27 protein-coding genes are annotated in these 23,656 nt (G+C 69.5%); 12 read left to right on the forward strand and 15 right to left on the reverse strand.

What is annotated here, in order from left to right:
- Positions 1-28: 28 nt before the first annotated feature.
- Positions 29-1,225, forward strand: a complete 1,197-nt coding sequence (locus YIM_RS14925) for an HNH endonuclease signature motif containing protein (RefSeq protein WP_153030934.1) — start codon at positions 29-31, stop codon at positions 1,223-1,225.
- On the opposite strand, the gene YIM_RS14930 is transcribed toward YIM_RS14925, so the two are convergent.
- The gene (locus YIM_RS14930; RefSeq protein WP_153030935.1) at positions 1,226-1,609 is read right to left on the reverse strand and encodes a hypothetical protein; all 384 of its coding nucleotides are present in this window, start codon (positions 1,607-1,609) and stop codon (positions 1,226-1,228) included.
- A 117-nt stretch (positions 1,610-1,726) separates the two neighbouring features.
- On the opposite strand from YIM_RS14930, the gene YIM_RS14935 reads away from it, so the two are divergent.
- From YIM_RS14935 to YIM_RS14945, 3 genes are read left to right on the forward strand one after another with little or no spacing between them, the layout of a single operon-like run.
- The gene (locus YIM_RS14935) at positions 1,727-2,056 is read left to right on the forward strand and encodes a PadR family transcriptional regulator (protein ID WP_153030936.1); all 330 of its coding nucleotides are present in this window, start codon (positions 1,727-1,729) and stop codon (positions 2,054-2,056) included.
- Complete coding sequence (locus YIM_RS14940) at positions 2,053-2,880, forward strand: ATP-binding cassette domain-containing protein (RefSeq protein WP_153030937.1); 828 nt, start codon at positions 2,053-2,055, stop codon at positions 2,878-2,880. The genes YIM_RS14935 and YIM_RS14940 overlap by 4 nt, the downstream gene beginning before the upstream one ends.
- Complete coding sequence (locus tag YIM_RS14945; RefSeq protein ID WP_153030938.1) at positions 2,880-3,557, forward strand: ABC transporter permease; 678 nt, start codon at positions 2,880-2,882, stop codon at positions 3,555-3,557. Before YIM_RS14940 ends, YIM_RS14945 begins: the two co-directional genes overlap by 1 nt.
- 16 nt (positions 3,558-3,573) lie before the next feature.
- Here YIM_RS14945 and YIM_RS14950 read toward each other — a convergent pair whose 3' ends face one another.
- The 3 genes from YIM_RS14950 to YIM_RS14960 are packed head-to-tail and all read right to left on the reverse strand — an operon-like array spanning position 3,574 to position 5,953.
- Positions 3,574-4,350, reverse strand: a complete 777-nt coding sequence (locus YIM_RS14950) for an ABC transporter permease (RefSeq protein ID WP_153030939.1) — start codon at positions 4,348-4,350, stop codon at positions 3,574-3,576.
- Complete coding sequence (locus YIM_RS14955; protein ID WP_153030940.1) at positions 4,347-5,054, reverse strand: ABC transporter permease; 708 nt, start codon at positions 5,052-5,054, stop codon at positions 4,347-4,349. Before YIM_RS14955 ends, YIM_RS14950 begins: the two co-directional genes overlap by 4 nt.
- A complete protein-coding gene (locus YIM_RS14960) occupies positions 5,051-5,953 on the reverse strand; it encodes an ABC transporter ATP-binding protein (RefSeq protein ID WP_153030941.1) in 903 nt (300 codons plus the stop codon). Before YIM_RS14960 ends, YIM_RS14955 begins: the two co-directional genes overlap by 4 nt.
- Before the next feature lie 84 nt (positions 5,954-6,037).
- Between YIM_RS14960 and YIM_RS14965 the strand changes: the two genes are divergently transcribed.
- Both YIM_RS14965 and YIM_RS14970 read left to right on the forward strand, forming a co-directional pair.
- Positions 6,038-7,195: a sensor histidine kinase gene (locus tag YIM_RS14965; protein ID WP_153030942.1), complete on the forward strand. Its 1,158-nt coding sequence runs from the start codon at positions 6,038-6,040 to the stop codon at positions 7,193-7,195.
- Entirely contained in the window at positions 7,192-7,824 is a 633-nt protein-coding gene (locus YIM_RS14970) for a response regulator transcription factor (RefSeq protein WP_153030943.1), read from the forward strand. The genes YIM_RS14965 and YIM_RS14970 overlap by 4 nt, the downstream gene beginning before the upstream one ends.
- On the opposite strand, the gene YIM_RS14975 is transcribed toward YIM_RS14970, so the two are convergent.
- The 4 genes from YIM_RS14975 to YIM_RS14985 all read right to left on the reverse strand — a co-directional run bounded on the left by YIM_RS14975 (position 7,798) and on the right by YIM_RS14985 (position 10,193).
- Complete coding sequence (locus YIM_RS14975) at positions 7,798-8,124, reverse strand: DUF3817 domain-containing protein (RefSeq protein WP_153030944.1); 327 nt, start codon at positions 8,122-8,124, stop codon at positions 7,798-7,800. The genes YIM_RS14970 and YIM_RS14975 overlap by 27 nt on opposite strands.
- 68 nt (positions 8,125-8,192) lie before the next feature.
- Entirely contained in the window at positions 8,193-9,149 is a 957-nt protein-coding gene (locus YIM_RS49115) for a hypothetical protein (protein WP_228004732.1), read from the reverse strand.
- On the reverse strand, positions 9,131-9,739 hold the full coding sequence (locus tag YIM_RS49120) for a serine/threonine-protein kinase (protein ID WP_228004733.1): 609 nt from the start codon (positions 9,737-9,739) through the stop codon (positions 9,131-9,133). The genes YIM_RS49115 and YIM_RS49120 overlap by 19 nt, the downstream gene beginning before the upstream one ends.
- Before the next feature lie 40 nt (positions 9,740-9,779).
- Complete coding sequence (locus YIM_RS14985) at positions 9,780-10,193, reverse strand: VOC family protein (RefSeq protein ID WP_194240156.1); 414 nt, start codon at positions 10,191-10,193, stop codon at positions 9,780-9,782.
- A gap of 85 nt (positions 10,194-10,278) precedes the next feature.
- Between YIM_RS14985 and YIM_RS14990 the strand changes: the two genes are divergently transcribed.
- Together YIM_RS14990 and YIM_RS14995 are read left to right on the forward strand one after the other, a co-directional pair.
- Positions 10,279-10,881 carry a TetR/AcrR family transcriptional regulator gene (locus YIM_RS14990; protein WP_153030946.1) on the forward strand — a complete coding sequence of 201 codons (603 nt, stop codon included), beginning with the start codon at positions 10,279-10,281 and terminating at the stop codon, positions 10,879-10,881.
- Positions 10,882-10,925: 44 nt separating this feature from the next.
- Positions 10,926-12,011 (forward strand): IS630 family transposase, encoded by a 1,086-nt coding sequence (locus tag YIM_RS14995; RefSeq protein WP_153030947.1) that lies wholly within the window; start codon positions 10,926-10,928, stop codon positions 12,009-12,011.
- Here YIM_RS14995 and YIM_RS15000 read toward each other — a convergent pair.
- Positions 12,008-12,844 (reverse strand): TauD/TfdA family dioxygenase, encoded by an 837-nt coding sequence (locus tag YIM_RS15000; protein ID WP_153030948.1) that lies wholly within the window; start codon positions 12,842-12,844, stop codon positions 12,008-12,010. The two genes, YIM_RS14995 and YIM_RS15000, sit on opposite strands and share 4 nt — an antisense overlap.
- Before the next feature lie 139 nt (positions 12,845-12,983).
- Between YIM_RS15000 and YIM_RS15005 the strand changes: the two genes are divergently transcribed.
- Entirely contained in the window at positions 12,984-13,970 is a 987-nt protein-coding gene (locus tag YIM_RS15005) for a methyltransferase (protein WP_153030949.1), read from the forward strand.
- A 5-nt stretch (positions 13,971-13,975) separates the two neighbouring features.
- Here the strand turns inward: YIM_RS15005 and YIM_RS15010 are convergent, their stop codons facing one another.
- From YIM_RS15010 to YIM_RS15030, 5 genes are read right to left on the reverse strand one after another with little or no spacing between them, the layout of a single operon-like run.
- Positions 13,976-15,190 carry an NAD(P)/FAD-dependent oxidoreductase gene (locus YIM_RS15010; RefSeq protein ID WP_153030950.1) on the reverse strand — a complete coding sequence of 405 codons (1,215 nt, stop codon included), beginning with the start codon at positions 15,188-15,190 and terminating at the stop codon, positions 13,976-13,978.
- A complete protein-coding gene (locus tag YIM_RS15015; RefSeq protein WP_153030951.1) occupies positions 15,187-16,842 on the reverse strand; it encodes a prenyltransferase/squalene oxidase repeat-containing protein in 1,656 nt (551 codons plus the stop codon). Before YIM_RS15015 ends, YIM_RS15010 begins: the two co-directional genes overlap by 4 nt.
- A complete protein-coding gene (locus YIM_RS15020; protein WP_228004734.1) occupies positions 16,839-17,816 on the reverse strand; it encodes a UbiA family prenyltransferase in 978 nt (325 codons plus the stop codon). Before YIM_RS15020 ends, YIM_RS15015 begins: the two co-directional genes overlap by 4 nt.
- Positions 17,813-18,814 (reverse strand): polyprenyl synthetase family protein, encoded by a 1,002-nt coding sequence (locus tag YIM_RS15025; protein WP_153030952.1) that lies wholly within the window; start codon positions 18,812-18,814, stop codon positions 17,813-17,815. Before YIM_RS15025 ends, YIM_RS15020 begins: the two co-directional genes overlap by 4 nt.
- On the reverse strand, positions 18,811-19,770 hold the full coding sequence (locus YIM_RS15030) for an aminotransferase class I/II-fold pyridoxal phosphate-dependent enzyme (RefSeq protein ID WP_228004735.1): 960 nt from the start codon (positions 19,768-19,770) through the stop codon (positions 18,811-18,813). Before YIM_RS15030 ends, YIM_RS15025 begins: the two co-directional genes overlap by 4 nt.
- 491 nt (positions 19,771-20,261) lie before the next feature.
- On the opposite strand from YIM_RS15030, the gene YIM_RS15035 reads away from it, so the two are divergent.
- The 3 genes from YIM_RS15035 to YIM_RS15045 all read left to right on the forward strand — a co-directional run bounded on the left by YIM_RS15035 (position 20,262) and on the right by YIM_RS15045 (position 22,934).
- A complete protein-coding gene (locus YIM_RS15035) occupies positions 20,262-21,437 on the forward strand; it encodes a glycosyltransferase (protein ID WP_153030954.1) in 1,176 nt (391 codons plus the stop codon).
- Positions 21,438-21,558: 121 nt separating this feature from the next.
- On the forward strand, positions 21,559-21,891 hold the full coding sequence (locus YIM_RS15040) for a hypothetical protein (protein WP_153030955.1): 333 nt from the start codon (positions 21,559-21,561) through the stop codon (positions 21,889-21,891).
- Between the two features lie 59 nt (positions 21,892-21,950).
- The gene (locus YIM_RS15045) at positions 21,951-22,934 is read left to right on the forward strand and encodes a sigma-70 family RNA polymerase sigma factor (RefSeq protein WP_153030956.1); all 984 of its coding nucleotides are present in this window, start codon (positions 21,951-21,953) and stop codon (positions 22,932-22,934) included.
- Here the strand turns inward: YIM_RS15045 and YIM_RS15050 are convergent.
- Positions 22,931-23,644 carry a 2OG-Fe(II) oxygenase gene (locus YIM_RS15050; protein ID WP_153030957.1) on the reverse strand — a complete coding sequence of 238 codons (714 nt, stop codon included), beginning with the start codon at positions 23,642-23,644 and terminating at the stop codon, positions 22,931-22,933. The two genes, YIM_RS15045 and YIM_RS15050, sit on opposite strands and share 4 nt — an antisense overlap.
- Positions 23,645-23,656 lie beyond the last annotated feature (12 nt).

The following is a 23,656-nucleotide window of genomic DNA, read 5'->3' on the forward strand; positions in this document are numbered from 1 at the left end:
TGTTCGATGTCGATGTATCTTGGGTTGCATGAGACGTGCTCAATTCTTTTCACTCGGTCCTGCCGACGTCGGGCGGTTCGACGACAGTTCGGTCGTTGACGCCCTGTTCACGGCGCGACGGTTGAGTGCGCAGGTCGAAGCAGTCGAGCTGCGTGCAGTGCATCGGTTGACCGAACTGCGTGGTGACACGCGGTCCGTTGTCGACGAGGTCGCCTTCGAGCTGTGCCTGTCGAGACGTGCTGCCGAAGATCTGGTCAGGCTTGCTCGCGACGTCATGAACCGTCTGCCGAACGTACTGACGGCGATGGAGGCCGGCACGCTGAGCCGGTTGGCCGCCGCCAAGATCTCAGACGTGCTGGCGCCCCTGTCGGACGATTTGGCGGGCAAGGTGGACGTCGCCTTGGTCGGCCGTATAGCCGACAAGAACGCTGGTCAGATTCGGCGCATCACCCGCGATCTCGTGCACAAGATCGATCCGGGTGGAGCCGAGGCGAGAGCGAGAGCACGAAGATCGGATCGAAGAGTCGAAATTCGTCATCGTGAGGACGCGATGGCCCAGTTGGTCGCGGAGTTGCCTGCCGAGGTTGCCTCGACGATCTACGCTCGGGTCAACCGCATCGCCCGAACCATGCGTTCGCGCAAGGAGAAGCGAACCATGGACCAACTTCGGGCCGATGTGTTCGCCGAGTTGTTGCTGGGCGAGCGCACTGGTGCGCCTCGGGCTGAGGTGTTCGTCCATGTCTCGGCGGACGCGGCACTGGGTGTCACAGATCGTGCTGCCGAACTTGTGGGACATGGCCCGATCCCGGCCTCGATCGCGCGCGACATCATGAAGCAGTCGAACAGCGTGTGGCGCAAGGTAATCACCGACCCGGTCAGCGGGGCGCCACTGGACGTGGGCCGTTCCCGATATCGACCGCCCGCTCACCTGGCCGATTACGTGCGAGTGCGAGATCGGGTCTGCCGGATGCCGGGTTGTCACCATCCCGCGCAATGTGCCGACTTGGATCATCACCGGGCGCGGGCAAAGGGCGGCGACACCAGTTGTCAGAACCTCTGCGTGCTCTGTCGATCGCATCATCGGCTCAAGGACGCGCCCGGCTGGAAGTTCGACCTCGACCGTGACACTGGTGAGCTGACTATCACAACCCCGACCGGCCGGACGCGTGCAACTCGGCCGACGCCGCTTTTCCCGGCTGTTGCGGAGCGGGCTCGCGCGGCTTGATCAGCGGTGGCGGGCGGTGTTCAGGTCAGTCCAGCCGCCGCCGGCGGCCAGGGCGGTCAATACGTGGTCGACATGTTCGGCGACCACGGCCAGGTCGGCGTGCAGTAGGGCGGCCCGATCGACGTCCAGTGGTCCGTCGTCGTCCCACCAAAGAACCACCGCGGCGCCGGTCGTTAAGAACATGGACTGCACTAGCGGTGTGAGCGTGCCGCATTCGAGCTCGTCACAGGCTGCGAGCAGTTCGCGGATTCGGCGAACGGCATCGGCGGGCGTACCAGTCCAGGAACTGTCCGGCCACACCTGATCGCTCAGCTCCAGCCATAGCCGCCAGCCGGCGAGCAGGTCGGCGTCGTCCCGGGGTGTCCACGAGAGCGACCAGTCCATGGTGCAACGGTGCGCCAGGTAGTGCTGTCCGGTCAGCACCTCGTGCCAGACTTCACAGAGGTAAGCAGTTTGCCTATCTACTGGTATGTAGCTAGCCTGCCTACCGTGCGAGACGCTATGAGGCAGCAATGGCTGCATGGATTCCTCGATCTCTGCCTGCTGTGCCTACTGGCCGAGCGCCGTGACTACGGGCTCGGGCTGGGACAGAGGTTGGCCGAGTCCGGGTTCGGTGACGTGCCTGGTGGCACGCTCTATCCGTCCCTGCTGCGCTTGGAAAAGCAAGGGCTGGTGCGGACCGACTGGGTGCCCTCGGCAACGGGGCCGCGCCGCAAGTATTACGAGGTGAGTGAAGAAGGACGTGTGGTCGCGGTCGAACGCGCTGAGGCGTGGCGTGGATTCCGTGACGCGGTGGACCGGGTCACCGAGTCGCTGGGAAGTCGCGCATGACGGGGCGGGAGTGGCCCACACGACTTGCCCGTCGGCTCGTCGAACTCGGCGTGGAGCCCGGTGAAGCGGCGCGATTGGCCGACGACAGTCACGCGGAAGCGCGAGCGGCCGCGCTCGACCCAGCCGAACTTTACGGTCCCGCGAACGCGTATGCGGCCACGCTGGCACAGGCTGCGCGCGAGACGGTGCCGATGTGGGCGCCACTGCGGCGCAGTAGAGGACCTGTGGTGCTTCGGCTCTCGGGAGTGACCAAGCGCTACCGGCGACGCGAGGTGCTGCGTGGTGTCGATTTGACGCTTCGTGGCGGTGAAGTAGCAGCGGTCGTCGGAGCCAACGGGTCTGGTAAGTCGACGCTTCTCGACATTTGTGCGGGCACGACGAAGGCTTCAGGCGGCATCGTGGAACGGACGGAGCGGGTCGGTTACGCGCCTCAGCAACATGGGGTCGCGCAGCATCTGACCGCGGAGGAACATTTCCGGCTGTTCGGGGCAGTACACGGGATGTCCGGCCGCAAGGCGGTTGCGACCGGTTCCCATCTCTGCAGCGGACTCGGCTGGCGGCCGCGACGTGGCGTTGTTGCCGCGCAGCTGTCGGGTGGTACGCAGCAGAAGCTCAACGTGGTGCTGGGCGAGTTGAACAGGCCCGACCTGATCCTGCTCGACGAGCCCTACCAGGGGTTCGATCAGGGGTCCTATGTGGACCTGTGGGCGCAGATCTTCGCCTGGCGTGATGCGGGGGCCGGTGTGCTCGTGGTGACCCATTTGCTGCACGACCTCGACAGGGTCGACCACCTGCTCGAACTGACCGGGGCGGAGGACCACTGATGTTGTCGACGATTGCCGTGACCAGTTTGCGTGAACTGCTCCGCCGTCGGGCGGCGTTGTCGCTGGTCACCTTGCTGCCCTTGGCTTTTTACGCCGCGCGGATCGACCTTGAGGGCCAGGCGGTGAGGTTCCTGGCGCTGGGGGTCGGCTGGGCGGTCGCGACGCTGGCCTTGTTCTCGCATGTGGGGTCGAGGCACCTCGATCGCAGGCTTGCGGTGGTCGGCGCATCGCCGACCGTGTTGTTCGCGGGCAGGCAGATCGCACTGATCGGGACCGGGCTTTCCATCGCGCTCGTGTACCTCGTGCTCGTGTCGCTGACGCTGGATGTGCCGCGGTTGTGGTCGGTTGGTGTGCTGCTGGCGACCACCGTGCTGGTGGCCGCGCCCCTGGGAGCGGTAGTGAGCCTGGCGCTTCCCCGCGAGCTCGAAGGGGCGCTGGCCCTGCTGGCGATCATGGCGACCCAGATGCTCGCCGATCCCGACGGCACGCTCGCGAAGCTGCTGCCGTTGTGGTCGACGCGCGAACTCACCAGCTATGCGGTCGATCCGGTCGGCGACGACTATCTGTCGCGTGGGCTCATGCATTTTGCCTTCGTTCTGGTGGTCTGCGCGGTGGCGGCGTGGGCGGTCGCTGTCGCTCGCCTCCGTCCTCAGCGGTTGCCTGCGGTGTCGGTTTGAGAGACCGGTGACAGCATCAGGCATCTCGGCGCCGCATCACTATTGATGCGGCGCCGAGGGCCAATGCCACGTAGAGCGCGAGGGCGAGCGCCGCGCCTGCCTGGGACAGCATCAGTTCGGGGCCCATCCCGAATCGGCCTGATCCGGCTAGCTGCTCCGGGAGATGGGTCAGCATCACTGATGTCGCCCAGGAGGCCAACTCGCCTGGTAGCTTCTGGGTGACCAGCGGGACGACGTACCAGTAGGCGACCAGAGCCGAGATCGCGCCGGCGGTGGAGCGCAGGAGGGTGCCGAGTCCCAGCCCCAGCATCGCGTAGACGATCACGACCGAGCCTGCCGCCAGCATTCTTGGAGCTTCTTCGGCGAGTGTGCTCGTGTGGCCGACGAGGGTGCGGTCACCGATCATCGCGCGGCTCAGGAAGAACGAGCCGAATTCGACGAGTTGGCCGACCACGAACGCGATTCCGGCGAGCACCACGGCCTTCGCTGCGAGCAGCTTGGTTCGCTGTGGCACCACGGTGAAACTGGTGCGAATCAGTCCGCTGGAGTGCTCGTTGGTGATGGTCAGCACGCCCAGGATGGCCAGGCCGATGCCGGACAGCCATGAGGCGAAGCCCGTCAACGGTGAGAGGATGACGGTGTCGCGGCGAGAGGGTGTGGCGTCCCAGAAGTTCACGACGCTCATGGTCATCAATGCGACCAGCGCGAAGATGACCGGCACCAGTGCGAGAACCGCGTACGTGGAACGTACCGATCGCAGCTTTACCCATTCTGAATGGAGTGCCCCGGTCATCCGACATCCCTCCGCTTGAGCAGTACGGCGGCGACGAGCAGGAACACCGCGGCGAGACTGAGCGCGCTGACCGGGTTAGTCAGCAAAGCCGAGCTGATGCGTTCCCGCCACGGTTCCGGCAGGAAGCCGCTGATCATCGGTAGGACGAACAACAGCACGACGAGCACGGACACGGCGCCGGCAGTCGACCGCAGCACGGTGCCGGCACCGAAGCCGATCAACGCCACCAGGCCGACTGTGGTGCCCGCGCCGAGCAAGCCCGGGGCTTCGCTGGCCAGATCGTGGTAGCCGGGGAAGGCGCGGTCGCCGAACACTGCCTTGCTGATCAGGTGGATCGCGAAGGTGGCGGCGATTCCGGCGACGAGTGCCAGCACTCCGACGGTGATCACCTTGGCCATGAAGACCGACGTCCGGCGCGGCAGCACGGTGAGGCTGGTCCGGATCAGGCCGGTCGCGTATTCGGCCGTGATGGTGAGCGCCCCAAGTATGCCCAAGGTCAGCTGGAGGACTGGGAGCAATGTCTCCTCGATGGACCCGTCGGAGAGCGAACTGCGGCGCTCGACCGTCATCGAGTCCCACGTCCGGCCCCAGGCCCACGCGAGCACCGCGCCGACGACCACGCTGAGCAACACCATGCCGAGCACATACTGGGTTGACCGCACCGAACGGAGTTTGCGCCATTCGGCGGCCAGTGCGGCGGTCATCGGGCCGCCCGGTAGTCGACGCTGTCCGCGGTCAGTTCCAGGTACGCCTCTTCCAGCGAGGCACTTCGAGGCATGACCTCGTACACCGGGATGCCGCGTGCGGCGGCCAGGTCGCCGATGCTGTCCACGCCCATTCCGTGGACCGACAGCGCTTCGTCGGATTCCGCGACAACCTCGGCACCGGCGCCGCGAAGAACGTCGGAAAGTTCGACGGCTCGTGGTGAGCGGACAAAAACGCCGCGCTGGAAGCGTTCCTCGAGTTCACGAACGGAGGTGTCGGCGATCAGCCGGCCGCGCCCGATCACGATGAGACGGTCCGCGGTAAGGGCCATCTCGCTCATCAAGTGGCTCGACACCAGTACGGTCCGGCCTTCTGCGGCCAGCGAGCGCAGCAGTTCGCGGATCCAGCGCACGCCGTCGGGATCCAGGCCGTTCACCGGCTCGTCGAGCAGGAGAACGGCGGGGTCACCGAGCAATGCGGCGGCGAGGCCCAGCCGTTGCTTCATGCCCAGCGAGAACTTGCCCGCCCGTTTCCTTGCCGCGTCGGTCAAACCGACCTGCTCCAGCACTTCCCGAACTCGTGTGCGGCCGATGCCGTTTGTCAGTGCCAGCGACAGCAGGTGGTCGTAGGCGCTGCGCCCACCGTGCACCGCGTTCGCGTCGAGCAGGGCGCCCACTTCGAACATCGGCCGCCGCAGGGTGGCGTACCGCCGGCCGCCGACAAGGGCCTCGCCGGCGTCGGGTGCGTCCAGGCCCAGGACGATCCGCATGGTCGTGGACTTTCCGGCGCCGTTCGGTCCCAGGAAGCCGGTGACACCGCCGGGCTTCACGGTGAAGGACAGGTCGTCGACCGCGGTCGCCCGGCCGTAGCGTTTGCTCAGTTCGCGCACTTCGATCACGCTCGCAGGTTAGGAACGGCGAACCGGCGGGCGCTGTCCTCGAAGGTCGCTCCTGGTGTTCACCAAAGTCGCTAGCCTCACCGCATGGGCCGAGTGGTGATAGCCGTGATCGCCGTGCTGGTGGACGTGGTCTGGCTGGTGCCGGACCGGGTGGTCGGTGTGGGCTGGTGGGCGGCGCCGTTGTTCGCTGGGGCGATCGCGCTGCTTCTGTTGTGGCGCCGGGCGGTGCCGGGGCTCGTGGTGGCGACTGTGCTCGCGTGCCTCACCGGTGGCGGATACGCGCTCATGTTGTGCGCGAGTTATCGCGCCGGTCAACAGGCTGGATCGCGACGCGACTACCTGGTGGTCGGTTTGTCGGCCGCGGCTTACCTCGGTGTGCAGCTCGTGGGCGGACCGCAGATGGTGCCGAAGGTGCTGGTGCTGGTGGTGTTGCCGATGGTCGTCGGCCGGTACTTCGCGCAGCATCGGCGGCTCGTCGAGGCGCTCGACGAGCACAACCGGCGGTTGCGCGCCGAGCGCGACCTGCTGGCCGAGCGGGAACGGCTGACCGAGCGACTCCGGATCGCCAGGGACATGCACGACTCACTCGGGCATCGTCTCGGGTTGCTGTCGGTGCAGGCCGCCGCGCTGGAGGTCGGCGATTCACCGGACCGCGAGGCGGTGCGGAGGCTGGCCGGGATCGCCCGCCAGGCGACCGCCGAGCTGCACGAGTTGGTCGGCACGCTTCGCAGTCCGGTCGAGGTCGAGCCCCGTGAACCGAGGCTGGCGGAGGTCGGCGGTTTGGTCGACGAGTTCCGTGCCGCCGGAGTGCGGGTCGATCTGCACAGCGAGGGCGAGGCCAGGCAGGTGGAGCCGGAGGTCGAGCAGGCGGCGTACCGGGTGGTCGAGGAGGGACTGACGAACGCGGCCAAGCACGCGCCCGCCGCCGAGGTCCGGGTGTCTTTGCGCTGGGAGGACGACGCGCTGCTGGTGAGTATCCGCAACGGATTGCCCAGCGCACCGGGAAGTGGCGGAGGGCATGGGCTGACCGGGCTGGCTGAGCGCGTCGCTCTGGTCGGCGGGTTGGTGCACCACGAACGGTCCGAGACGGAGTTCCGGTTGACGGCGATGCTGCCTGCTCCGGCGCCGACGGAGGCCGAGCCGCGGTCGCTGGGCCGGGTGCGGGTGGCCGCGCTGGTACTCGCCGTGGTGTCGATGGTGGTCATGGTCGGGCCGGCGAGCGCGTTCGGCGGCGCGGGATGATCCGCGTCCTGATCGCCGACGACGAGCCGTTGATCACCGCCGGCATTCGGACCGTGCTCGAATCGGACGCCGGGATCGAGGTGGTCGCCGAAGCCGCCGACGGGCGGACCGCGGTCCAGCTCGCGCGTGCGCACCGGGCCGACGTCGCCGTGCTCGACTTGAACATGCCCGAGCTGGACGGGTTGTCAGCCGTGGGGGAGTTGCCCGGCGTGCCGGTGGTCATCCTGACCGCCTTCGGCGTCGAACCGAACGTCCGCCGGGCGATCCGGCAGCAGGTCGCCGGGTTCGTGTTGAAAAACTGCACGCCGGACGAGTTGATCCGCGCCGTCCGCGCGGCGCACGCCGGGGAGGCCTACCTGTCGCCCGAGGTGGCGCGGCTGGTGATGGACATGGTCGGCACCGGCGACACCGAACGCAGGGAGAGCGCGGCCGCGCGCCTGGCCGCGCTGTCCCCGCGTGAGTCGGAGGTGCTCGGGTTGCTCGCCGAAGGCCTGTCGAACGCCGAGATCGGCGCCCGGGTGCACATGAGCGAGGCCACCATCAAGACCTACGTCAGCCGCATCCTGGCCAAACTGGGCTGCGCGAACCGGGTGCAGGCCGCGCTACTGGCTCGCGACGGGCTCGGCTGAGCGGTCCAGGCGCCCGGTGCGGGTGGCCCAGCGCTCGAACAACACGGTGCCGAACGGCGGGATGCTGGCGATCAGGGCGAGCACGGTGGTGCGGCCGTCCCAGCGCAGCGACTCGCGCACCAGGAGCGCGACGATCACGTAGGCGACGAACACCACGCCGTGGATCGGGCCGAAGATCTTCACGCCGATCTCGTTGCCGACCACGACGTACTTGAAGAACATGCCGATCAGCAGGCCGGCCCAGGACACCGCCTCGGCCAGGGCCAGCAGGCGGAAACGTCCGGCGGGGCTGGTGAGCACGAAGCTCTCCCTTCGGTGGGGGATTTGTCCCCATTGTGGAGCTGGTGCCAAGGCCGCCACCGGGCGGGTCACTTCATCGTCACCAAGATCATCGTGTTCCACCACGTGTCCAACTTCGCCAGTGCGTCGTCGCTGGTCGCGCCGGGGGCGATCAGTGCGCCGATGGTGAGCGTGCGGGTGTCCACCCACCACAACTGGCCGGTGCCCTCCTCGGTGAAGCAGGTGGTGAATTCGCCGGGGATCGGGCTGCTGGTGTCGCGGTAGTACAGCGCGTAGTGGATGTCCTGCGTGCGCGGACGGCAGCCGCCGTACTGGTCCTGGCGAGGGATGTGCCGGTCGGTCACCAGCTTCCGGAAGAAGGCGTCCTGGCTCGTGCGATCGGCGAACAAGTGGAAGTCGGCTTCCGCGGGGCCCGGGAAAGTCGGGTGTGTTTCGTTCGTCTCGGTGCAGATGATGGTCGACAGGGCGCCGTCGGCTTTTTCGACCTCGTGGCACGAGGCATTGCCGCGGTAGACGCTGGGCAGCAGTTGCGGGAAATCGGGGTTGGTCGGGGACGAGCGTGTGCTGGGGGAGGTGGGCGTCGACTGAATTGACGGAGTGGGCGGGTTCGTCGGAGAGGACGACGAGGACGCGCCGGCGATCGCGACGCCGGACACCAGTGAGTTGCCGCCGCGGACGAGCAGGAGAGTGGAGACGACCGCGGCGATCACCAGCAGCGCGAGTCCGACCGGCAACAGCGAGGCAAGACGAGGCAGCACCCGAGCGGGACGCGGACGGGATGGCGCTGGTGCCGCGACGGGTTGAGCGAGTGCTTCGCGAGCCGCGGCGGCGAGGGCGCCCGCGGTGGGGAAGCGCTGGTCCGGCTCCTTGGCCATGCCGCGGATGATCACTTCGTCGAGCGTCGACGGAATCGACGGGTTCCAGGTCGACGCGCGCGGCGGCGGTTCCCGCAGGTGCGCCCAGATCTGCGCGGCCGTGCCTTCGACGCTGAACGGGCGCCGCCCGGTCAGGCTGGTGAACAGCACGCAGGCGAGCGCGTAGACATCGGTGCGTCCGTCGACCTTGCCTCGCCGAACCGCTCGGGCGCCATGTAGTCGAGCGTGCCGACCATGACGCCCGACGCGGTGATCGACGTCGCCGTGGCCGACGAGCTGCGCGCGATCCCGAAGTCGGCCAGGTAGACGAAGTCCCCGGCCGCGACCAGGATGTTCGACGGTTTGACGTCACGGTGCACGAGCCCGTCGGCGTGCGCGGCGTCCAGTGCGCTCGCGACCTGCTCGACGATGTGCACGGCCCGCGCCGGCGCGAGCGGGCCCGCATCGGTGAGTTCCTTCAGGTCCGGTCCTTCGACCAGGCGCATGTCCAGGTACAGGCGCCCGTCGATTTCCCCGTAGGCGTGGATCGGGATCACGTGGGGTTCGCGCAGCCGCGCGACGATCCGCGACTCGCGCCGGAACCGGGCGCGGAAACCGGGGTCGCCGACGGCCGACTCGGACAGCCGCTTCAGCGCGACGACCCGGTCGTGGGTGGTGTCGTAGGCGCGATGCACCTCGCCCATGCCGCCACGCCCGAGCGGTTCCTCGATGCGGTACGGCCCGAAGGTCTCACCTGGCATGCCTGATCGACGCCTGGTGCGCCCGCCGGGTTCCCTCGGTTCAGCTGGTGAAGTCGGCGGCGAAGGCGGCCGACGGCTCGATCTCGGTGATCACGTCGACGAGCACGCCTGCCGGATCGGTCAGGATGAAGTGCCGCTGGCCGAACTCCTCGCTCCGCAACGGCAGGACCGGGGACAACCCGGCCTCCTCGACCAGTCGCCGGTGCTCGGCGTCGACGTCGTCGACCTCGAAGTTCAGGATCAGCCCGGCGACCGGTCTGCGGCTGCCCTCCGGCACCGACGGGTGCGTGTGGTCGACGATGCCGAGTTCGTGGCCGCCGTCGTGGCGCAGGCTGACGTACCAGCCCGAGTCGAAGACGACCTCGAAGCCGAAGTGCTCGACGTAGAAGTCACGGGTCGGGGCCACGGTCGCGGCGTCGGCGCAGATGACGGGGTAGAAGCTGGACGGTTTCACGGCGACTCCTTGGATACGTACCGGCGGTCGGTATGTGTTCGAACCATAAATACCGACCGTCGGTACGTCAAGTAGGGTGGCAACCATGCCGACGAAGGCGCAGCAGCGCGAGGAAACCACCCGCAACCTGGTCGCGGTGGCCCGGTCGCTTTTTGCGACGAAGGGCTACGGCCAGGTGAGCCTCGCCGAGATCGTCGCCGCCGCCGGGGTGTCCAAGGGCGCGCTCTACCACTACTTCACCGGCAAGGACCAGCTCTTCCGCGCGGTGCTGGAGCAGGTGCACGCCGAGGTCGCCGAGCGCGTGGGCGGTGCCGCGCCGGACGCGGACGCCTGGACGCAGCTGGTCGAGGGCTGCACCGCGTTCCTCACCGTGACCACCGAGCCGGAGATCCAGCGGATCATGCTGGTCGACGCGCCGGCGGTGCTCGGCTGGGAGACCTGGCGCGAACTCGACGCGACCGCGTCGATGCGTCACCTCGCCGAGGCGCTGACCCAGCTGATCGACGAGGGCGTGCTGATCCGCCAGCCGGTGGCCCCGCTCGCGCACCTGCTCTCCGGCGCGATGAACGAGGCCGCCGCCTGGCTGGCCGGCTCGGCCGACCCGGGCCGCGATCTCGTGGACACCGTGGCCGCGCTGACCCGGATGCTCGAAGCGATGAAGGTCCAGGGCCGTCCGGTAAGTACCTAGTGTCCTGAGTCGTTAGTTCGTGTGCAGGCGTAGGGTTCGGTGGCATGCCGAACCCGAAGCTGCCCGAGTTGGTGTTGTCCGAGGACGAGGTGGGCATGTTGCGGTGCTGGACGCGGCGCCGGAAGACGGCGCAGGCGCTGGCCTTGCGGGCCCGGATTGTGTTGCGGTGCGCCGAAGGTGGCTCGAACAGCGAGATCGCCGCGGAGTTGGGGATTACGCGGGCGACGGTGGCGAAGTGGCGGTCGCGGTTCGTGACCGACCGGCTGGATGGGTTGCTGGACGAGGCGCGTCCTGGGCGTCCGCGCACGATCACCGATGAGCAGGTCGAGGCAGTGATCACCGCGACACTGGAGTCGGCGCCCGCGAATGCCACGCACTGGTCGACCCGGTCGATGGCCGCGGAGTCGGGGTTGACCCAGACCGCGGTGACGCGGATCTGGAACGCGTTCGGCCTGCAGCCGCATCGCCGTGAATCATGGAAGTTGTCCAAGGACCCGTTGTTCGTGGACAAGGTCAAAGACGTCGCCGGGCTCTATCTCGCTCCGCCGGAGCGGGCGGTGGTGCTGTGCGTGGACGAGAAGTCCCAGATCCAGGCGCTCAACCGCACCGCTCCGGTTCTGCCGATGCTGCCCGGCACGCCGCAGCGCGCCACGCACGACTACACCCGGCACGGCACCTCCAGCCTGTATGCGGCACTGGACATCACCACCGGCAAGGTCATCGGCCGGCTGCACGCACGCCACCGCGCGATCGAGTTCAAGAAATTCCTGACCGCCATCGACAAAGAAGTGCCCGCCGAACTGGCGGTGCACTTGGTGATGGACAACGTCTCGACCCACAAGACCCCGGTGATCAAACGCTGGCTGGCCAGTCATCCGCGCTTCGTCGTGCACTTCACCCCGACGTCGAGTTCCTGGCTCAACCTCGTCGAACGCTGGTTCTCCGAACTCACGACCAAGAAACTCCAACGCGCGAGCCACACCAGCGTCCGCGCACTCAACCGCGACATCCGCGCCTGGATCGAAACCTGGAACGACGACCCACGACCCTACGTCTGGACCAAAACCGCCGACCAGATCCTCGACTCCATCGCACGCTACTGCACACGAATTAACAACTCAGGACACTAGCGGCTCGTCGCGGCGCTCAGGCCGGCGCCTTCGTGGTGCGGCCAGCGCGGCGCCTCGCCTTCCGGCTTGTCGCCGAGCACGGTCACCCGCTGACCGACGCGACGGCCGGTGTAGTCGTTGACCGCGTAGTGCTGGGTGGCGCGGTTGTCCCACAGCGCGATCGCGCCCGGCGTCCAGCGGTAGCGGCAGACCCGCTGCGGGCTTTCCGACATGCCGAACAGGTAACCGAGCAGCGCGTCGCTTTCGCCGGGCGCGAGTTGCGGGATGCGCCGGGTGAACATGCGGTTCACGTACAGCGAGCGGCGCCCGGTTTCCGGGTGCGTGCGCACCACCGGGTGCTCGGCCTCGCTGCGGAACGAACCGTTGGGGTGCTCGAAGACGTGCACCGCGGTGAGTCCGTCGAGCAGTTCACGCAGCGGCGCGGAAATGGCTTCGTAGGCGAGGTACTGATTGCTCCACATCGTGTCGCCCCCGGCGGGCGGGCATTCGACCAGCTGCAGGATCGAGGCGATCGGCGGCGACTGGCTGAAAGTGACGTCCGTGTGCCACACGTCCGCTTTCGCGCCCTGCTCGGAATCGAGGACGACGAGTTCCTCGTGGCCTTCGAGCTTGGGCAGGAACGGGTGCACCTCCAGCTCACCGAAGCGGCGGCCGAAAGCCTTGTGCGCCTCGGGATCGAGACCGGCGGCGTCCGGGAAGAACAACACCAGGTGGGTCAGCAGGAGTTCGCGGACCTCGGCGAAGTCGGCGTCGGACAACGAGGTCAGCGGTACCCCGCGGACCTCGGCGCCGAGTGCGCCGGAAATGGGTGAAACGGAGAACGTGGAAGCCATTTCGAAAACACCTTTTCGGGCAGGTTGGAAACACGATTGGCGAAAAAGAAAATGCTTGACCGGAATTGCCGGTGGATGTGATTCTCGGAGGTGAACCGAGCGCCGCGACCGGTGGCGCCCTGCCGACTGGAGGACCTGGATGGATCCCGCTGCCCAACTGGCCGGCCTGGTCGATCTCGCCACCCCGTTCGCCGTGCGCGCGGCGGTCGCGTTGCGCCTGCCGGAACTGGTCGCGGACGGCACCACCGGCCTGCCCGCACTCGCCGAAGCGGCCGGTGCGCACGAGGATTCGCTCGGCAGGCTGCTCCGGCACCTGGTCACCATCGGCCTGTTCACCGAGGAGAACGGAACCTACGGCCTCACCCCGCTTTCGCGGCAGCTGCTCGGCGAGGACCACCGCTGGCAGCGCGGCTGGCTGGAACTCGACGGTCCCGGCGCGAAGATGGACCTCGCCTACAGCGGCATGCTGCATTCGGTGCGCACCGGCGAATCCGCGTACGAGTCGGTGCACGGCACGCCGTTCTGGGCCGACTACCAGCGCGACGAGCGACTGCGGGTGTTCTTCGGCGGCATCATGGCCGCGCACGCCTGGCAGACCGGCCCGGCGGTGGCCGCCGAGTACGACTGGGCACCGGTCCGCCGGGTGCTCGACGTCGGCGGCGGCATCGGCGCGCTGCTGTCCGAGGTGCTGCGGCAGCATCCGCACCTCGGCGGCGCGGTGCTCGACCTGCCCCCGGTCGAGCCGGAGGCGAAGCAGGCGCTGGCCGACGCCGGGCTCGCCGAGCGCGCGGAGTTCATCGGCGGCAGCTTTTTCGACCCGCTGCCCGGCGGTTTCGACGTGCTCATGGTGTCGCGCGTGCTGACCGACTGGGGCGACGAGGACGCCACCCGCATCCTGCGCCGGTGCGCCGAAGCCGCGAGCACCGTGCTCATCGTCGAAGTACTCGCCGGCGAGGAGCACGCGAAGAACAACTCCTCGTTCGACCTGCAGTCGCTGACGCTGCTCGGCGGGCGCGAACGGTCCATTGAGGACTTCCGCGTGCTGGCCGCGGCCGCCGGGCTGGTGGTGCGCACGGAGCGGACCGCGCCCGGCGGCCTGGTGCTGATCGAATGCGGGGTGGGCTGACGGGCTCATGCCCAGGCCGGGAGCCGCCGGGCCCTCGGGTCCGGCAGCAACCCGATCTGGTGCAGCCGGTCCAGCGGCGTCAGCGGGTGCGAGCCGAGCCCGGACATGTTGTGCATGACGGTGTAGCGCAGCCGCTGGTTCGCGCCGGTGTGCCGCAGCGCGCGGCGGCCGAGCGTGCGCCCGGCCCAGGACAGGTCGGTGATCATGCGCGCCGCGGCGTGGCTGGTGCGCCCGATCAACGCCAGATCGGCCTGGCGACGACGGTGGTACGAGGCCAGGTCGCCGGATTCGGCCAGCACGGTGGCCAGGCAGTCGGCGTCGGCGATGGCGCTGTTCATGCCCTGCGCGGCCATCGGGTGCACGGCGTGCCCGGCTTCGCCTGCCAGCGCCAGGCCGGGAATCCACAGCTTGGGCGCGAGGAAGCGCGCGACCGGGAGTACCTGACGCTCGGGAAGGGCGGCCAGGATCGCGTCCTCCAGTGGTGTCAACGCGGGCGTCTCGCGGGCCAGCGCCCGGCCCCAGGAAACCAGGTCGCCGCCGCGGAGTTCGTCGGGACGGACCTGCGCGTACAACCGAATGCGGCCGCCGGGCAGCGGGTAACGCAGGCGCAGTCCGCGTTCGGTGACGTAGGCGGAGAAGTCGGCTTCGACCTCGGGGGCGTCGTGCAGTTCCAGGGCGACCAAGCGGTGCGGGTACTCGGCCCGGGTGATTTCGATCCCGGCTTCCTTGCGCAGCCGTGAGGACATGCCGTCGGCCGCGACCACCAGCGGGGCCTCGATCGTGCCGTCCGCCAGTCGCACGCCGGTCACCTGCCCGTCCTGGTTCCGCAGCAGCCCTTTCACCAGCACGCCCCGGCGGAATTCGACAGTGGACGGCAGCGACTCGGTGAGCGCGGTGAGAATGGCGGGGTAGTCGTGGGCGAGCAGCCAGCGATCCTTGCCGGGCAGCGTTCCGTAGTCCAGGGCCATCTGCGGGGTTCCCGCGGAATCACGGGCGACCAGGCGTGCCAAGCGGAGCGCGCCCGCGGACTCAAGTCGTTGCGCCACACCCCAGGACCGCAGGATGCGCAGCGAGCCCGGCTGGAAGACCTCGCCCTTCGCGACCGGCTTCGGTGCGTCCTGCTTGTCCACCAGAGCCACGCGCAGACCGAGATTGCCCAGTGCGCAAGCCGTGGCGAGACCCGCCACCCCGGCACCGCAAACGATTGCCTCCGTCCTCATCGGACCGCCTTTCGGTAACGGGCCAGCGCCCGCAGGGCGAGGCCGTTCGCCAGTGCCGGATTCGCGTACCGCGACACGTGCCGGACGTATTCGTTGACGCGTGCCGCGGGCCAGCCGCCGCCGGGATCACGTGCGGCCAGCAGCCAGCGCACCCCCGGCAGCACGGAATCGGCGGGCGCCCCGGCGGCGAGCAGCGCGCTGACCGCCCAGCCGGTTTCCTCGACGGTGCCGGGGTCGGCGGGATCACCGGTGCCCCATGAGCCGTCTTCGTGCCGGGTGCGTTCCAGCCAGGAACGGGCCCGGACCGCCGCCGGTTCACCGGACTGCCCGGCCTTGGCGAACGTCTGCAGCACGGCCGACGTGCCCGCGGTGTGCATCCGGTACCAGACCGATTCGAAGCTGCCGTCCGGTCGTTGCGCCGACGCCAGCCAGCGCAGGCCGCGGTGCACCCGCCGGTCGGCGGCGGGCACCCCGGAATCGAGAAGGCCGTCGAGCGCCTGCGCGGTCATGTGCGGGCACGGCCCGCTGTTGGCCACCTTCGTGTTCCGCACGCACAGCCCCCACGAGCCGCGCGTGTCCTGTTGCAGCGTCAGCCAGGTGACACCGCGCTGCACGCTTTCGGCCTGGTCCTCGCCGGGCAGGTGACAGAGCGCGGAGACGATCTCGCCGGTTTCGAGCGTGGCTGGCCAGCCGCGGGTGCCCGACCAGCCCCAGAAACCAGGTGGGCAGCCGAAGGCGACGAACGGCTGGTCCTGTTGCAGCCGAAGGAAAAGGTCCTTGGTCAGGCCGAGCCGGGCGTCGTCGCGGTAACCGGCTTCGAGCAGCCCGGCCGCCGCGTACATCGACCACGTCAGGTCGAGTGGGCCGCTGTTCCACGAGCCGTCCTCGTTGGCGTTCTCGCGGAACCAGCGCACCGCGCCCGCGACCATGTCGTGCCCGAGGTCGGCGCGGGCGAGGCCGGCGACGATCAGGCCGGTCACCCAGGCGTCCTCGCACCAGCCGCCGGTGCCGCCTTCGTGTTCGTAGACCTGCCGGATGACGTCGAGTGCCTTGGGCTCAGCCAGTTTCGAGAGTGCGCGGTGCACGCGGCCGATCGGCTTGTGGCGGGTTTGCGCGAGCCCGAGTGCCGACACCATGGGCGCCCGCAGGTCGAACAACTTCCGGTAGAGACCGGGAAGCAGGGCCAGTTCGAGCGGGAACCGCCGCATCTCGCGCGGGTCCAGCCAGCCCGCGAAGCCGTAGTACTGACGGCACCAGGCGACCACCTCGGCGTGCGGGATGGCCTCCAGGCCGCCGTAAGCCCGCAGCCATTCCTGTCCCTTGTGGACGGCGGAAGCGGAATTGCCCAGCAGGTGCAAGGTGGCCGTGGCGACCGCGGTGGGTCCGGCTTCGGAAGCCTCGCCCGGCACCATGCTCCAGCCGCCGTCGTCGGCCTGGGTGCGTTCCAGCCAGGCCGCGCCGCGCGCGATCAGGTCCGCCGATCCGGTGGGGTCGGCGAAGTGCAGCGCGCTGACCGCGCCGACCGTGCCGAGTGTCGAGGTGAGCGCGTGCTCGCCGTAGTCGAACACCCCGTCCGGACGCTGTGCCGAGAACAACGCCTCGGCCCCGGTGGCGATGGCTTCGGAGAGCTCGTCGGCTCGGAGCGAGGTCATGCGACGGTGTCCTTTCGTCGGAGCAGGGCCGGGGCGGGCGGGATTTCGTGCCGGGCTCGCATGACCGCTTGCGTGGCCAGGGAAAGCACGAGCACCGGGACCAGCACGGCGAGCGCGAAGGCGGGCCCGGCGCTTCCGGCGACGACGGCCGCGGCGAGCACGAGCCGTTCGCCGACGAGGACCTCGTGCGCGCGCAACGCGACGGACCGGTCCACCGCGTCACGGAACAAGGGCGTGAAGGCAACGGCACCCGCGACCGCGGCGAGCAGTACCAGCGTGAGGTGCGCCGACGGATCCGGGATGAACCACGCCGCCGACGCGATGAACAGCACGCCGGTCACGTAGAGGCCGAGAGCGAGCCGGACCGCGTGCCGGACCCCGTGACGCACCGGCACCGAGCGGTACCCGCCGGCGCGATCGCCGTCCACGTCCCGGACCGTGCCGACCAGATTGGACGCCGTGTCGTGCGCCAGGAAACCGAGCGCGACCGGGAGGACCGACCACGGTGGCAACGGCACCACCAGCATCGCGCCGATCACCACGGCGAGTGCGCTCAACGCCCCGCGCACCACATTGCCCGCGGCGCCGCGCTTCTTGAACACCTTGCTGTAGCCGACGATCCCGAGCATCGCGAGCACGAACACCGGCAGGATGCGCCAGTTCGACCCGGCCGCGAGCACGGCGGACGCCAGTGCGCACGCGATTCCGCCGAGCAGCGCGGCTTCCGCGGAGAGCCGTCCCGACGGGATCGGCCGGTGCGGTTTGCCGATCGCGTCGAGGCCGCGGTCGAAGTAGTCGCCGAGGTAGTGCCCGGAGAGCCAGCCGAGCGCGGGCACCAGCGCGGCCGTCGGTGCCACCGGCTCACCGGCCGCCGCGGCACCGGCGAGGCCGAGCATCGCGGGGTAACAAAGCGTGTAGGGGCGCCAGGTCTGCACGTGCGCGACGGCGGCCGAGCGCCACCTCGGCCCGCTCACCGGTCCCGCCGCACGGCCGCTTCGGCGATGGATCCGAGCAACGCGGTCGCTTCACCGGACGGAAGCGTGCCGAGTTCGGCACGCGCCAGTGCGACTTCCTCCTCGGCGCGGGTACGGGCGAGGTCCAGCGCGCCGGTAGCGGTGACCAGTTCGCGGAGTTCGGCGAGCGTCCGCTCCGGCGGGAGCGCGCCGCCGAGAATGCGTTCGAGCGGAGCCGGACCGGTCTCGCGGATGGCGAGCAGCACCGGGAAGGTCAGCCGCAGGTTGGCCGCGTCGCTGGTGCCCGGCTTGCCGGTGACCGACGGATCGCCGAGGAACGGCAGCAGGTCGTCGTGCATCTGGAAGGCGAGCCCGGCGTGCTCGGCGAAGCCGGTGATCGCGGCGACCTCGGCGGGCGAACCGCCACCGAGCAGCGCGCCCGCCCGGCACGCGCCCCGGAACAGCGCGCCGGTTTTCAGGGCGGCCATCTCCAGGTACGCGGTCAGGCAGTGCTCCACACCGGAGGCGAGCACTTCCTTGTCCAGCAAGGCTTCCTGCACCTGGCCGCGGCAGAGGTCCTCACCGGCTCCGGCCAGCACCTGGACCGCGGCGAGCACCGCGGGCTCCGGCACGCCCAGCGACGCGCACTCGGCGACGGCGGAGAAAAGACCGAGGAGCAGGGCGTCCCCGGTGACGATGGCGTCCGGGGTGCCGAAGCGCGCGTGCACCGCCGGACGGCCGCGCCGCAGGTCGTCGCCGTCGATGATGTCGTCGTGGATCAGCGACGCCACGTGCAGGTATTCGACCGCGAGCGCGGCGGGCAGCACCTGTTCGCGCGTGCCGCCGACGGCCTCGGCGGCGGTCACCAGCAGCAGTGGCCGCAGCAACTTGCCCGCCGGGAGCAGGGCGTAACCGGAGATCTCGGCGACCCGGTGATCGGTGCCGGACCAGCGTTCGTTCAGCGCCCGCCGCACGTCCTCGACGGCAGGGGAGGAGGTGACCTCACCGATGGCGGTCATGCGGCGAACTCCTTCGCCAGCGCCAGGACCAGGTCGTTCGCCTCGGGCGTGCCGGTGCTCACGCGCACCCCGGCCCCGGCGATCTCGCGCACCGCCACGCCCGCGGCCGCCAGATGGTCTACAAAGGACTGGTTCTGCGGGCCCAGTCGCAGCCACAGGAAGTTTCCGCCACTCGGCGGAACGTCCCAGCCGAGGTCCAGCAGGCCCGCGCGCACGCGATCCCGTTCGGTCGCGACCTCGGCGCACTGCTCCCGCATCCGAGCTTCGGCGTCGAGCGCGGCGAGCGCCGCGGCCTGGGCGAGGGTGCCGACCCGGAAGAACGGCAGGGTCGGCCGCAGTGCGGCGGCCACCGGTTCGCTCGCGACCAGGTAACCCACACGCAGGCCGAGCAGTCCGTGCGACTTGGAAAAGGTCCGGACCACCGCCACCCGGTCGTCGGTGGCGGCCAGCGCCAGGCCGTCGGCGAGTTCGCCGGGGGAGGCGAATTCGCGGTAGGCCTCGTCGATCAGCACCAGCACGTCCGGCGGCAGCAGATCGACGAACTCCGCGACCTCAGCGTGCCCGAGCACTTCGCCGGTCGGGTTGTTCGGATTGCACAGCAGCACCACGCGGGTTTCCGAGGTGACCGCGGCCGCCAGGGCGCGCAGGTCCTGCGGTTCACCGGGCACCGCGACCGGCGTGCCCCCGGCGTTGCCGATCAGCAGCGGGTACAGCTCGAACGACGGCCAGCTGTGCACCACCCGCGCGCCGGATCCGGCGTGGGCGTTGAGGAACTGCTGGATCAGCGCGCCCGATCCGGCGCCGGCGACCACCCGCTCGGCCGCCACGCCCAGCCGCCGCGCCAGTTCCGCGGTCAGCCCGCCGGCCAGCGCGTCCTGGGTCAGGTGGACCCGATCCGCGCCGTCCTCGATCGCGCGCCGGACGCCGGGCAGCGGCGGTGAATGGTTTTCGTTCAATGCCAGCTGATGAATGATCGGGACCATTTTCACCAGGCCTCCCGGTGCGATTTACAGCCGTACAGCAGCCGTCAGGCTCCGGTGCGCCCGGCGCGACTGTCAAGACGGCCGGCCGTGCTTGTCCTGCTTTGTCCTGTGGTCCGGGGAAACTAATGATTTTAGTACACTTCGAGTGGGAAACGGGGCAATTCACGTGTCCGGTTGGACGGTGCGGAGATCGCTGTCTAGGCTTGCGCGCCGCCTTGTCGGAGCTGGGGTTCTCGCGCTCTAACAAGACCTTCGGACGGAGTAGTCGGGCGACCGCGTCCGGTAGTGTGCTCGAACCGTGCCCGCAGATCTTCGTCATGTCCGGCTGTCCGGAGAATTCGGTTGTTACGTCCCGGTAAACGATTCCGTCGAAACCGTCGAGATCGGGTTCGTGTATCAGGAGATATTCCGCGACAACTGTTATCCGGGGTTCACCGCCACGATCACCGGACGGCGGTGCTGAGATGCGCGTGGTGCTGACCTGCCTGCCGTTCTATTCGCACCTGGTGCCGGTGGTGCTGCCGGTGGCCCGCGCGCTGCGGCGAGCCGGGCACGAGGTCGCCGTCGCGACCGCGCCGGGCATGGCGTCCGAGGTGACCGCGGCCGGGATCGAGCACCTGGCGCTGCCGAACGTGCTCACCCTGGCGCAACTGCTCGACCGGCCCGATGTCGCCACCAGTCCCGGCATGCCCGGTGATCCGGCGGGCAGCGCGCGGGCGGCGACGGCCAGGGCCGAGTCCGGGCCGCTCGCCGCGGCCTTCGCCGGACCGCTGGCCGGGGTGTTCGCGCGCGACCTGATCCGGGCATGTGAATTTTGGACGCCCGACCTGATCGTGCGGGAGTGCAACGAGTTCGGCGGGCACTTGGCGGCCGAGCGGCTCGGCGTGCGCCAGGCCGTGCTCGACATCGCGCCGGGTTCCACGGCGACCCTGCCGTCCGTGCGGGACGCGCTCAACGGCCAGCGCGTGGAACTGGGCCTCGCCGAGGTCGACGACCCGTGGTATCCGAATCGGACCTTCGTCGCCGGGTTCGTGCCGCCCGGGTGGTATCCGGCGGATCCGCCGCGGTGCTACCGGCTGGGTGAGCCGGACGGGGTGCTGGACGGTTCGCTCGACCTGCCCGCCGACCGTCCACTCGTGGTCGCCGGGCTGGGCAGCGTCGCGGCGACCGTGGTGCCGGAGAGCCCGGAACTGCTGGAACTGCTGATCACCGCGCTCGGACGGCTGCCGGTCACGGCGGTGGTCGGGCTCGGGTCCGACGCGCGGCGGTGGCCGGGGTCGCGGCCGGACAACGTGCGGCTGCTGGAGTTCGCCCCGCAACGGCTGCTGCTGGAGTCGGCGGAGCTGTTCGTCTCCCACGGTGGTTTCGGCGGGGTCGCCGAGGCCGTGCGCACCGGAACGCCGATGGTGGTGCTGCCGCTGTTCTCCGACCAGCCGTACAACGCCGAGCGGGTGGCGGCGCTCGGGCTCGGCGTCCGGCTCGATCCGGCGGGACTCGACCCGGAAGTGCTCGCCGACGCGTGCGCGAAGGTGCTCGACGACCAGGCGTACCGGCGGAATTCGGCGGCGATGTCCCGGCGCGCGCTGGGCTGTCCGGGACTGGAAACGCTGGCGGAAGATCTGTTCGCGCACCACCGTTGAGCCGAACGGAGCAGTTCACCGGATGATATTTCGCGTCAACTGGCTGGACAGTTTGGCCCCGGTGAATTCGGCGTCAGGGTGAATCGTCGATACCGCCCGAATTCATCGGTATTCTTCGACCATGGCTTCACGGAATGTCACGAGGCTCTTCGGCATGCTGGACCGGCCCCTTGGCGAGCCTGAAGCCGTGGCGCTGGCCGAGCGGATGTACGGCGCGGACCTGATCGCGGTCGCGGTGCGTGAGCGCCGCTTCGGGGTCGCTTCCCGTACTGACGACAATCCGTACCCGGCGCTGGAACTGGCTGGTCAGGCCTTTGTCGAGGTGCTGGCCGAAGCCGGGTTCACGGTGAAGTCGTGGGAGTCGGTGGAGTGGCTTTCCGGCGCCGAGGCGCAGCTGCGCGAGGACACCGAGGATTTCGCCGAGTGGCTGCCCGCGCCACTCGCCGCCCCGTGAATAACAGGAGTAATACTGCTAATGGCGGCGGTATTTGTGCCCTGCCGTAGGATTCGACCATGCCGGGGGAGAGCGCCGCACAGCTGATCGAAGCGGCTCGCGCCGGTGATCCGGACGCTTTCGGCGGGCTCGTCGACCCATTCCGTGACGAACTGCAAGCGCATTGCTACCGAATGCTCGGTTCGGTGCACGACGCCGAGGACGCGCTGCAGGAGACACTGGTGCGGGCCTGGCGCGCGCTGCCGAAGTTCGATCCCGCCGCGGGCACCGTCCGGTCCTGGTTGTACAAGATCGCCACGAACCGCTGCCTGACCGCGATCGAGCGCCGCGGCCGCCGCGAGCTGCCTGCCGATCTCGGGCCCGGCGCGCCGGAGACCGAAGTGTCCTGGCTGGAGCCGTACCCGGACGATCGGCTCGGACCGGAGGCGCGGTACGTGGCCAGGGAGAGCGTGGAACTCGCGTTTGTCGCCGCGTTGCAGCACCTCGGCGCCCGGCAGCGGGCCGTGCTCCTGCTGCGCGAGGTGCTGGAGTTCTCCGCGAACGAGGTCGCCGACCTGCTGGAGACCAGCGTCGCCGCGGTCAACAGCGCGCTCCAGCGGGCCCGCCGGACCCTCGATCCACAACGGACCAGCCAGCGGGCGGAACTGGCCGCGGTGGGCGCGGACGGCGTCCGCGAGCTGGCCGACCGGTACGCCGACGCGTGGCAGCGCGGTGATCTCCAGGCCATTGTGGACATGCTCACCGAGGACGCCAGGTACTCCATGCCACCGCTGTTCGAGTGGTATTCCGGGCACGACGGCATCCGGGAGTTCCTGGCGAGCGGGCCGCTGCGCCGGCGCTGGCGGTTCGTGCCCGTCCGTGCGAACGGCCAACTCGCCTTTGGTACCTACCGCTGGGACGGGGACCGCGACGCCTTCGTGCCATCCGGGCTGGATGTGCTCGCCGTGCGCGGCGACCGGATCGCCGAGGTCGTCTCGTTCCTGGACGCCGACTTCTCCCGCTTCGGCCTGCCGGAAAGCCTGCCGGAGCCGGCAGGTCCTTAGGTCGCGTCGTGGAAGACCAGGCCGAGGGTGTGCCGCCGGCCGCTGCGGACCGGGGAGACGCCGTGCCGCACCGGCGCCGCCGACCAGCCGCGCGCCGAGGCCACCGGCCGGTCGCGCGTGGTGAACACCAGGCCGTGGCCCTGCGGGATGAGCGTCGACGTCCCGCGTGACTGGGCTCGCGGCCGCTGCTCGACCAGCAGGAACTCGCCGCCGGTGTGGTCGGTGCCCGGTTCGTCGAGATTGATCACGACCTGCAACGGGAACACCTTCTCGCCGTAGAGGTCGCGGTGCAACGCGTTCCACCCGCCGGTCTCGTAGCGCAGCAGGATGGGCGTCGGCCGGGTCTGCCCGGCGTCGTGGCAGATCCGCAGCCACTCGGCGAGGGTGTCCGGCCATTCGGCCTCCCGGCCGAGCTTGGCGTACCAGTCGCGGGCGATCGGCAGCAGCCGCGGGTACAGCGCTTCGCGCAGCGCGGCGACCGGTTCCGGGAAGGGCTCGGCGAAGTAGCGGTAGTCGCCGTGGTCGCCGAACCGGTGGCGGCGCAGGTTGATGGTGGCGCGGAACCGGTCGGTCTCGGTCCACAGCGCGGCGATCCGGCGGCATTCGGCCTGGGTGAGCAGCCGCGGCAGCAGAGCGCAGCCGAGGTCGCCCAGCTCGGTGCCCACCGCGCCCCAGTCGGCGGCGGCCACTCGTTTCGCGTACTTGTCCATACCCGGTAGACG

The organism is Amycolatopsis sp. YIM 10 (assembly GCF_009429145.1).
In the GTDB taxonomy this organism is placed as follows: Bacteria; Actinomycetota; Actinomycetes; order Mycobacteriales; family Pseudonocardiaceae; genus Amycolatopsis.

Bases quoted from the DNA above. Each gene is read 5' to 3' on its own strand.
- YIM_RS14925 (WP_153030934.1), top strand. From the start codon at position 29: ATGAGACGTGCTCAATTCTTTTCACTCGGTCCTGCCGACGTCGGGCGG.
- YIM_RS14930 (WP_153030935.1), bottom strand. From the start codon at position 1,609: ATGGACTGGTCGCTCTCGTGGACACCCCGGGACGACGCCGACCTGCTC.
- YIM_RS14935 (WP_153030936.1), top strand. From the start codon at position 1,727: ATGAGGCAGCAATGGCTGCATGGATTCCTCGATCTCTGCCTGCTGTGC.
- YIM_RS14940 (WP_153030937.1), top strand. From the start codon at position 2,053: ATGACGGGGCGGGAGTGGCCCACACGACTTGCCCGTCGGCTCGTCGAA.
- YIM_RS14945 (WP_153030938.1), top strand. From the start codon at position 2,880: ATGTTGTCGACGATTGCCGTGACCAGTTTGCGTGAACTGCTCCGCCGT.
- YIM_RS14950 (WP_153030939.1), bottom strand. From the start codon at position 4,350: ATGACCGGGGCACTCCATTCAGAATGGGTAAAGCTGCGATCGGTACGT.
- YIM_RS14955 (WP_153030940.1), bottom strand. From the start codon at position 5,054: ATGACCGCCGCACTGGCCGCCGAATGGCGCAAACTCCGTTCGGTGCGG.
- YIM_RS14965 (WP_153030942.1), top strand. From the start codon at position 6,038: ATGGGCCGAGTGGTGATAGCCGTGATCGCCGTGCTGGTGGACGTGGTC.
- YIM_RS14970 (WP_153030943.1), top strand. From the start codon at position 7,192: ATGATCCGCGTCCTGATCGCCGACGACGAGCCGTTGATCACCGCCGGC.
- YIM_RS49120 (WP_228004733.1), bottom strand. From the start codon at position 9,739: ATGCCAGGTGAGACCTTCGGGCCGTACCGCATCGAGGAACCGCTCGGG.
- YIM_RS14990 (WP_153030946.1), top strand. From the start codon at position 10,279: ATGCCGACGAAGGCGCAGCAGCGCGAGGAAACCACCCGCAACCTGGTC.
- YIM_RS14995 (WP_153030947.1), top strand. From the start codon at position 10,926: ATGCCGAACCCGAAGCTGCCCGAGTTGGTGTTGTCCGAGGACGAGGTG.
- YIM_RS15000 (WP_153030948.1), bottom strand. From the start codon at position 12,844: ATGGCTTCCACGTTCTCCGTTTCACCCATTTCCGGCGCACTCGGCGCC.
- YIM_RS15005 (WP_153030949.1), top strand. From the start codon at position 12,984: ATGGATCCCGCTGCCCAACTGGCCGGCCTGGTCGATCTCGCCACCCCG.
- YIM_RS15010 (WP_153030950.1), bottom strand. From the start codon at position 15,190: ATGAGGACGGAGGCAATCGTTTGCGGTGCCGGGGTGGCGGGTCTCGCC.
- YIM_RS15015 (WP_153030951.1), bottom strand. From the start codon at position 16,842: ATGACCTCGCTCCGAGCCGACGAGCTCTCCGAAGCCATCGCCACCGGG.
- YIM_RS15025 (WP_153030952.1), bottom strand. From the start codon at position 18,814: ATGACCGCCATCGGTGAGGTCACCTCCTCCCCTGCCGTCGAGGACGTG.
- YIM_RS15035 (WP_153030954.1), top strand. From the start codon at position 20,262: ATGCGCGTGGTGCTGACCTGCCTGCCGTTCTATTCGCACCTGGTGCCG.
- YIM_RS15040 (WP_153030955.1), top strand. From the start codon at position 21,559: ATGGCTTCACGGAATGTCACGAGGCTCTTCGGCATGCTGGACCGGCCC.
- YIM_RS15045 (WP_153030956.1), top strand. From the start codon at position 21,951: ATGCCGGGGGAGAGCGCCGCACAGCTGATCGAAGCGGCTCGCGCCGGT.
- YIM_RS15050 (WP_153030957.1), bottom strand. From the start codon at position 23,644: ATGGACAAGTACGCGAAACGAGTGGCCGCCGCCGACTGGGGCGCGGTG.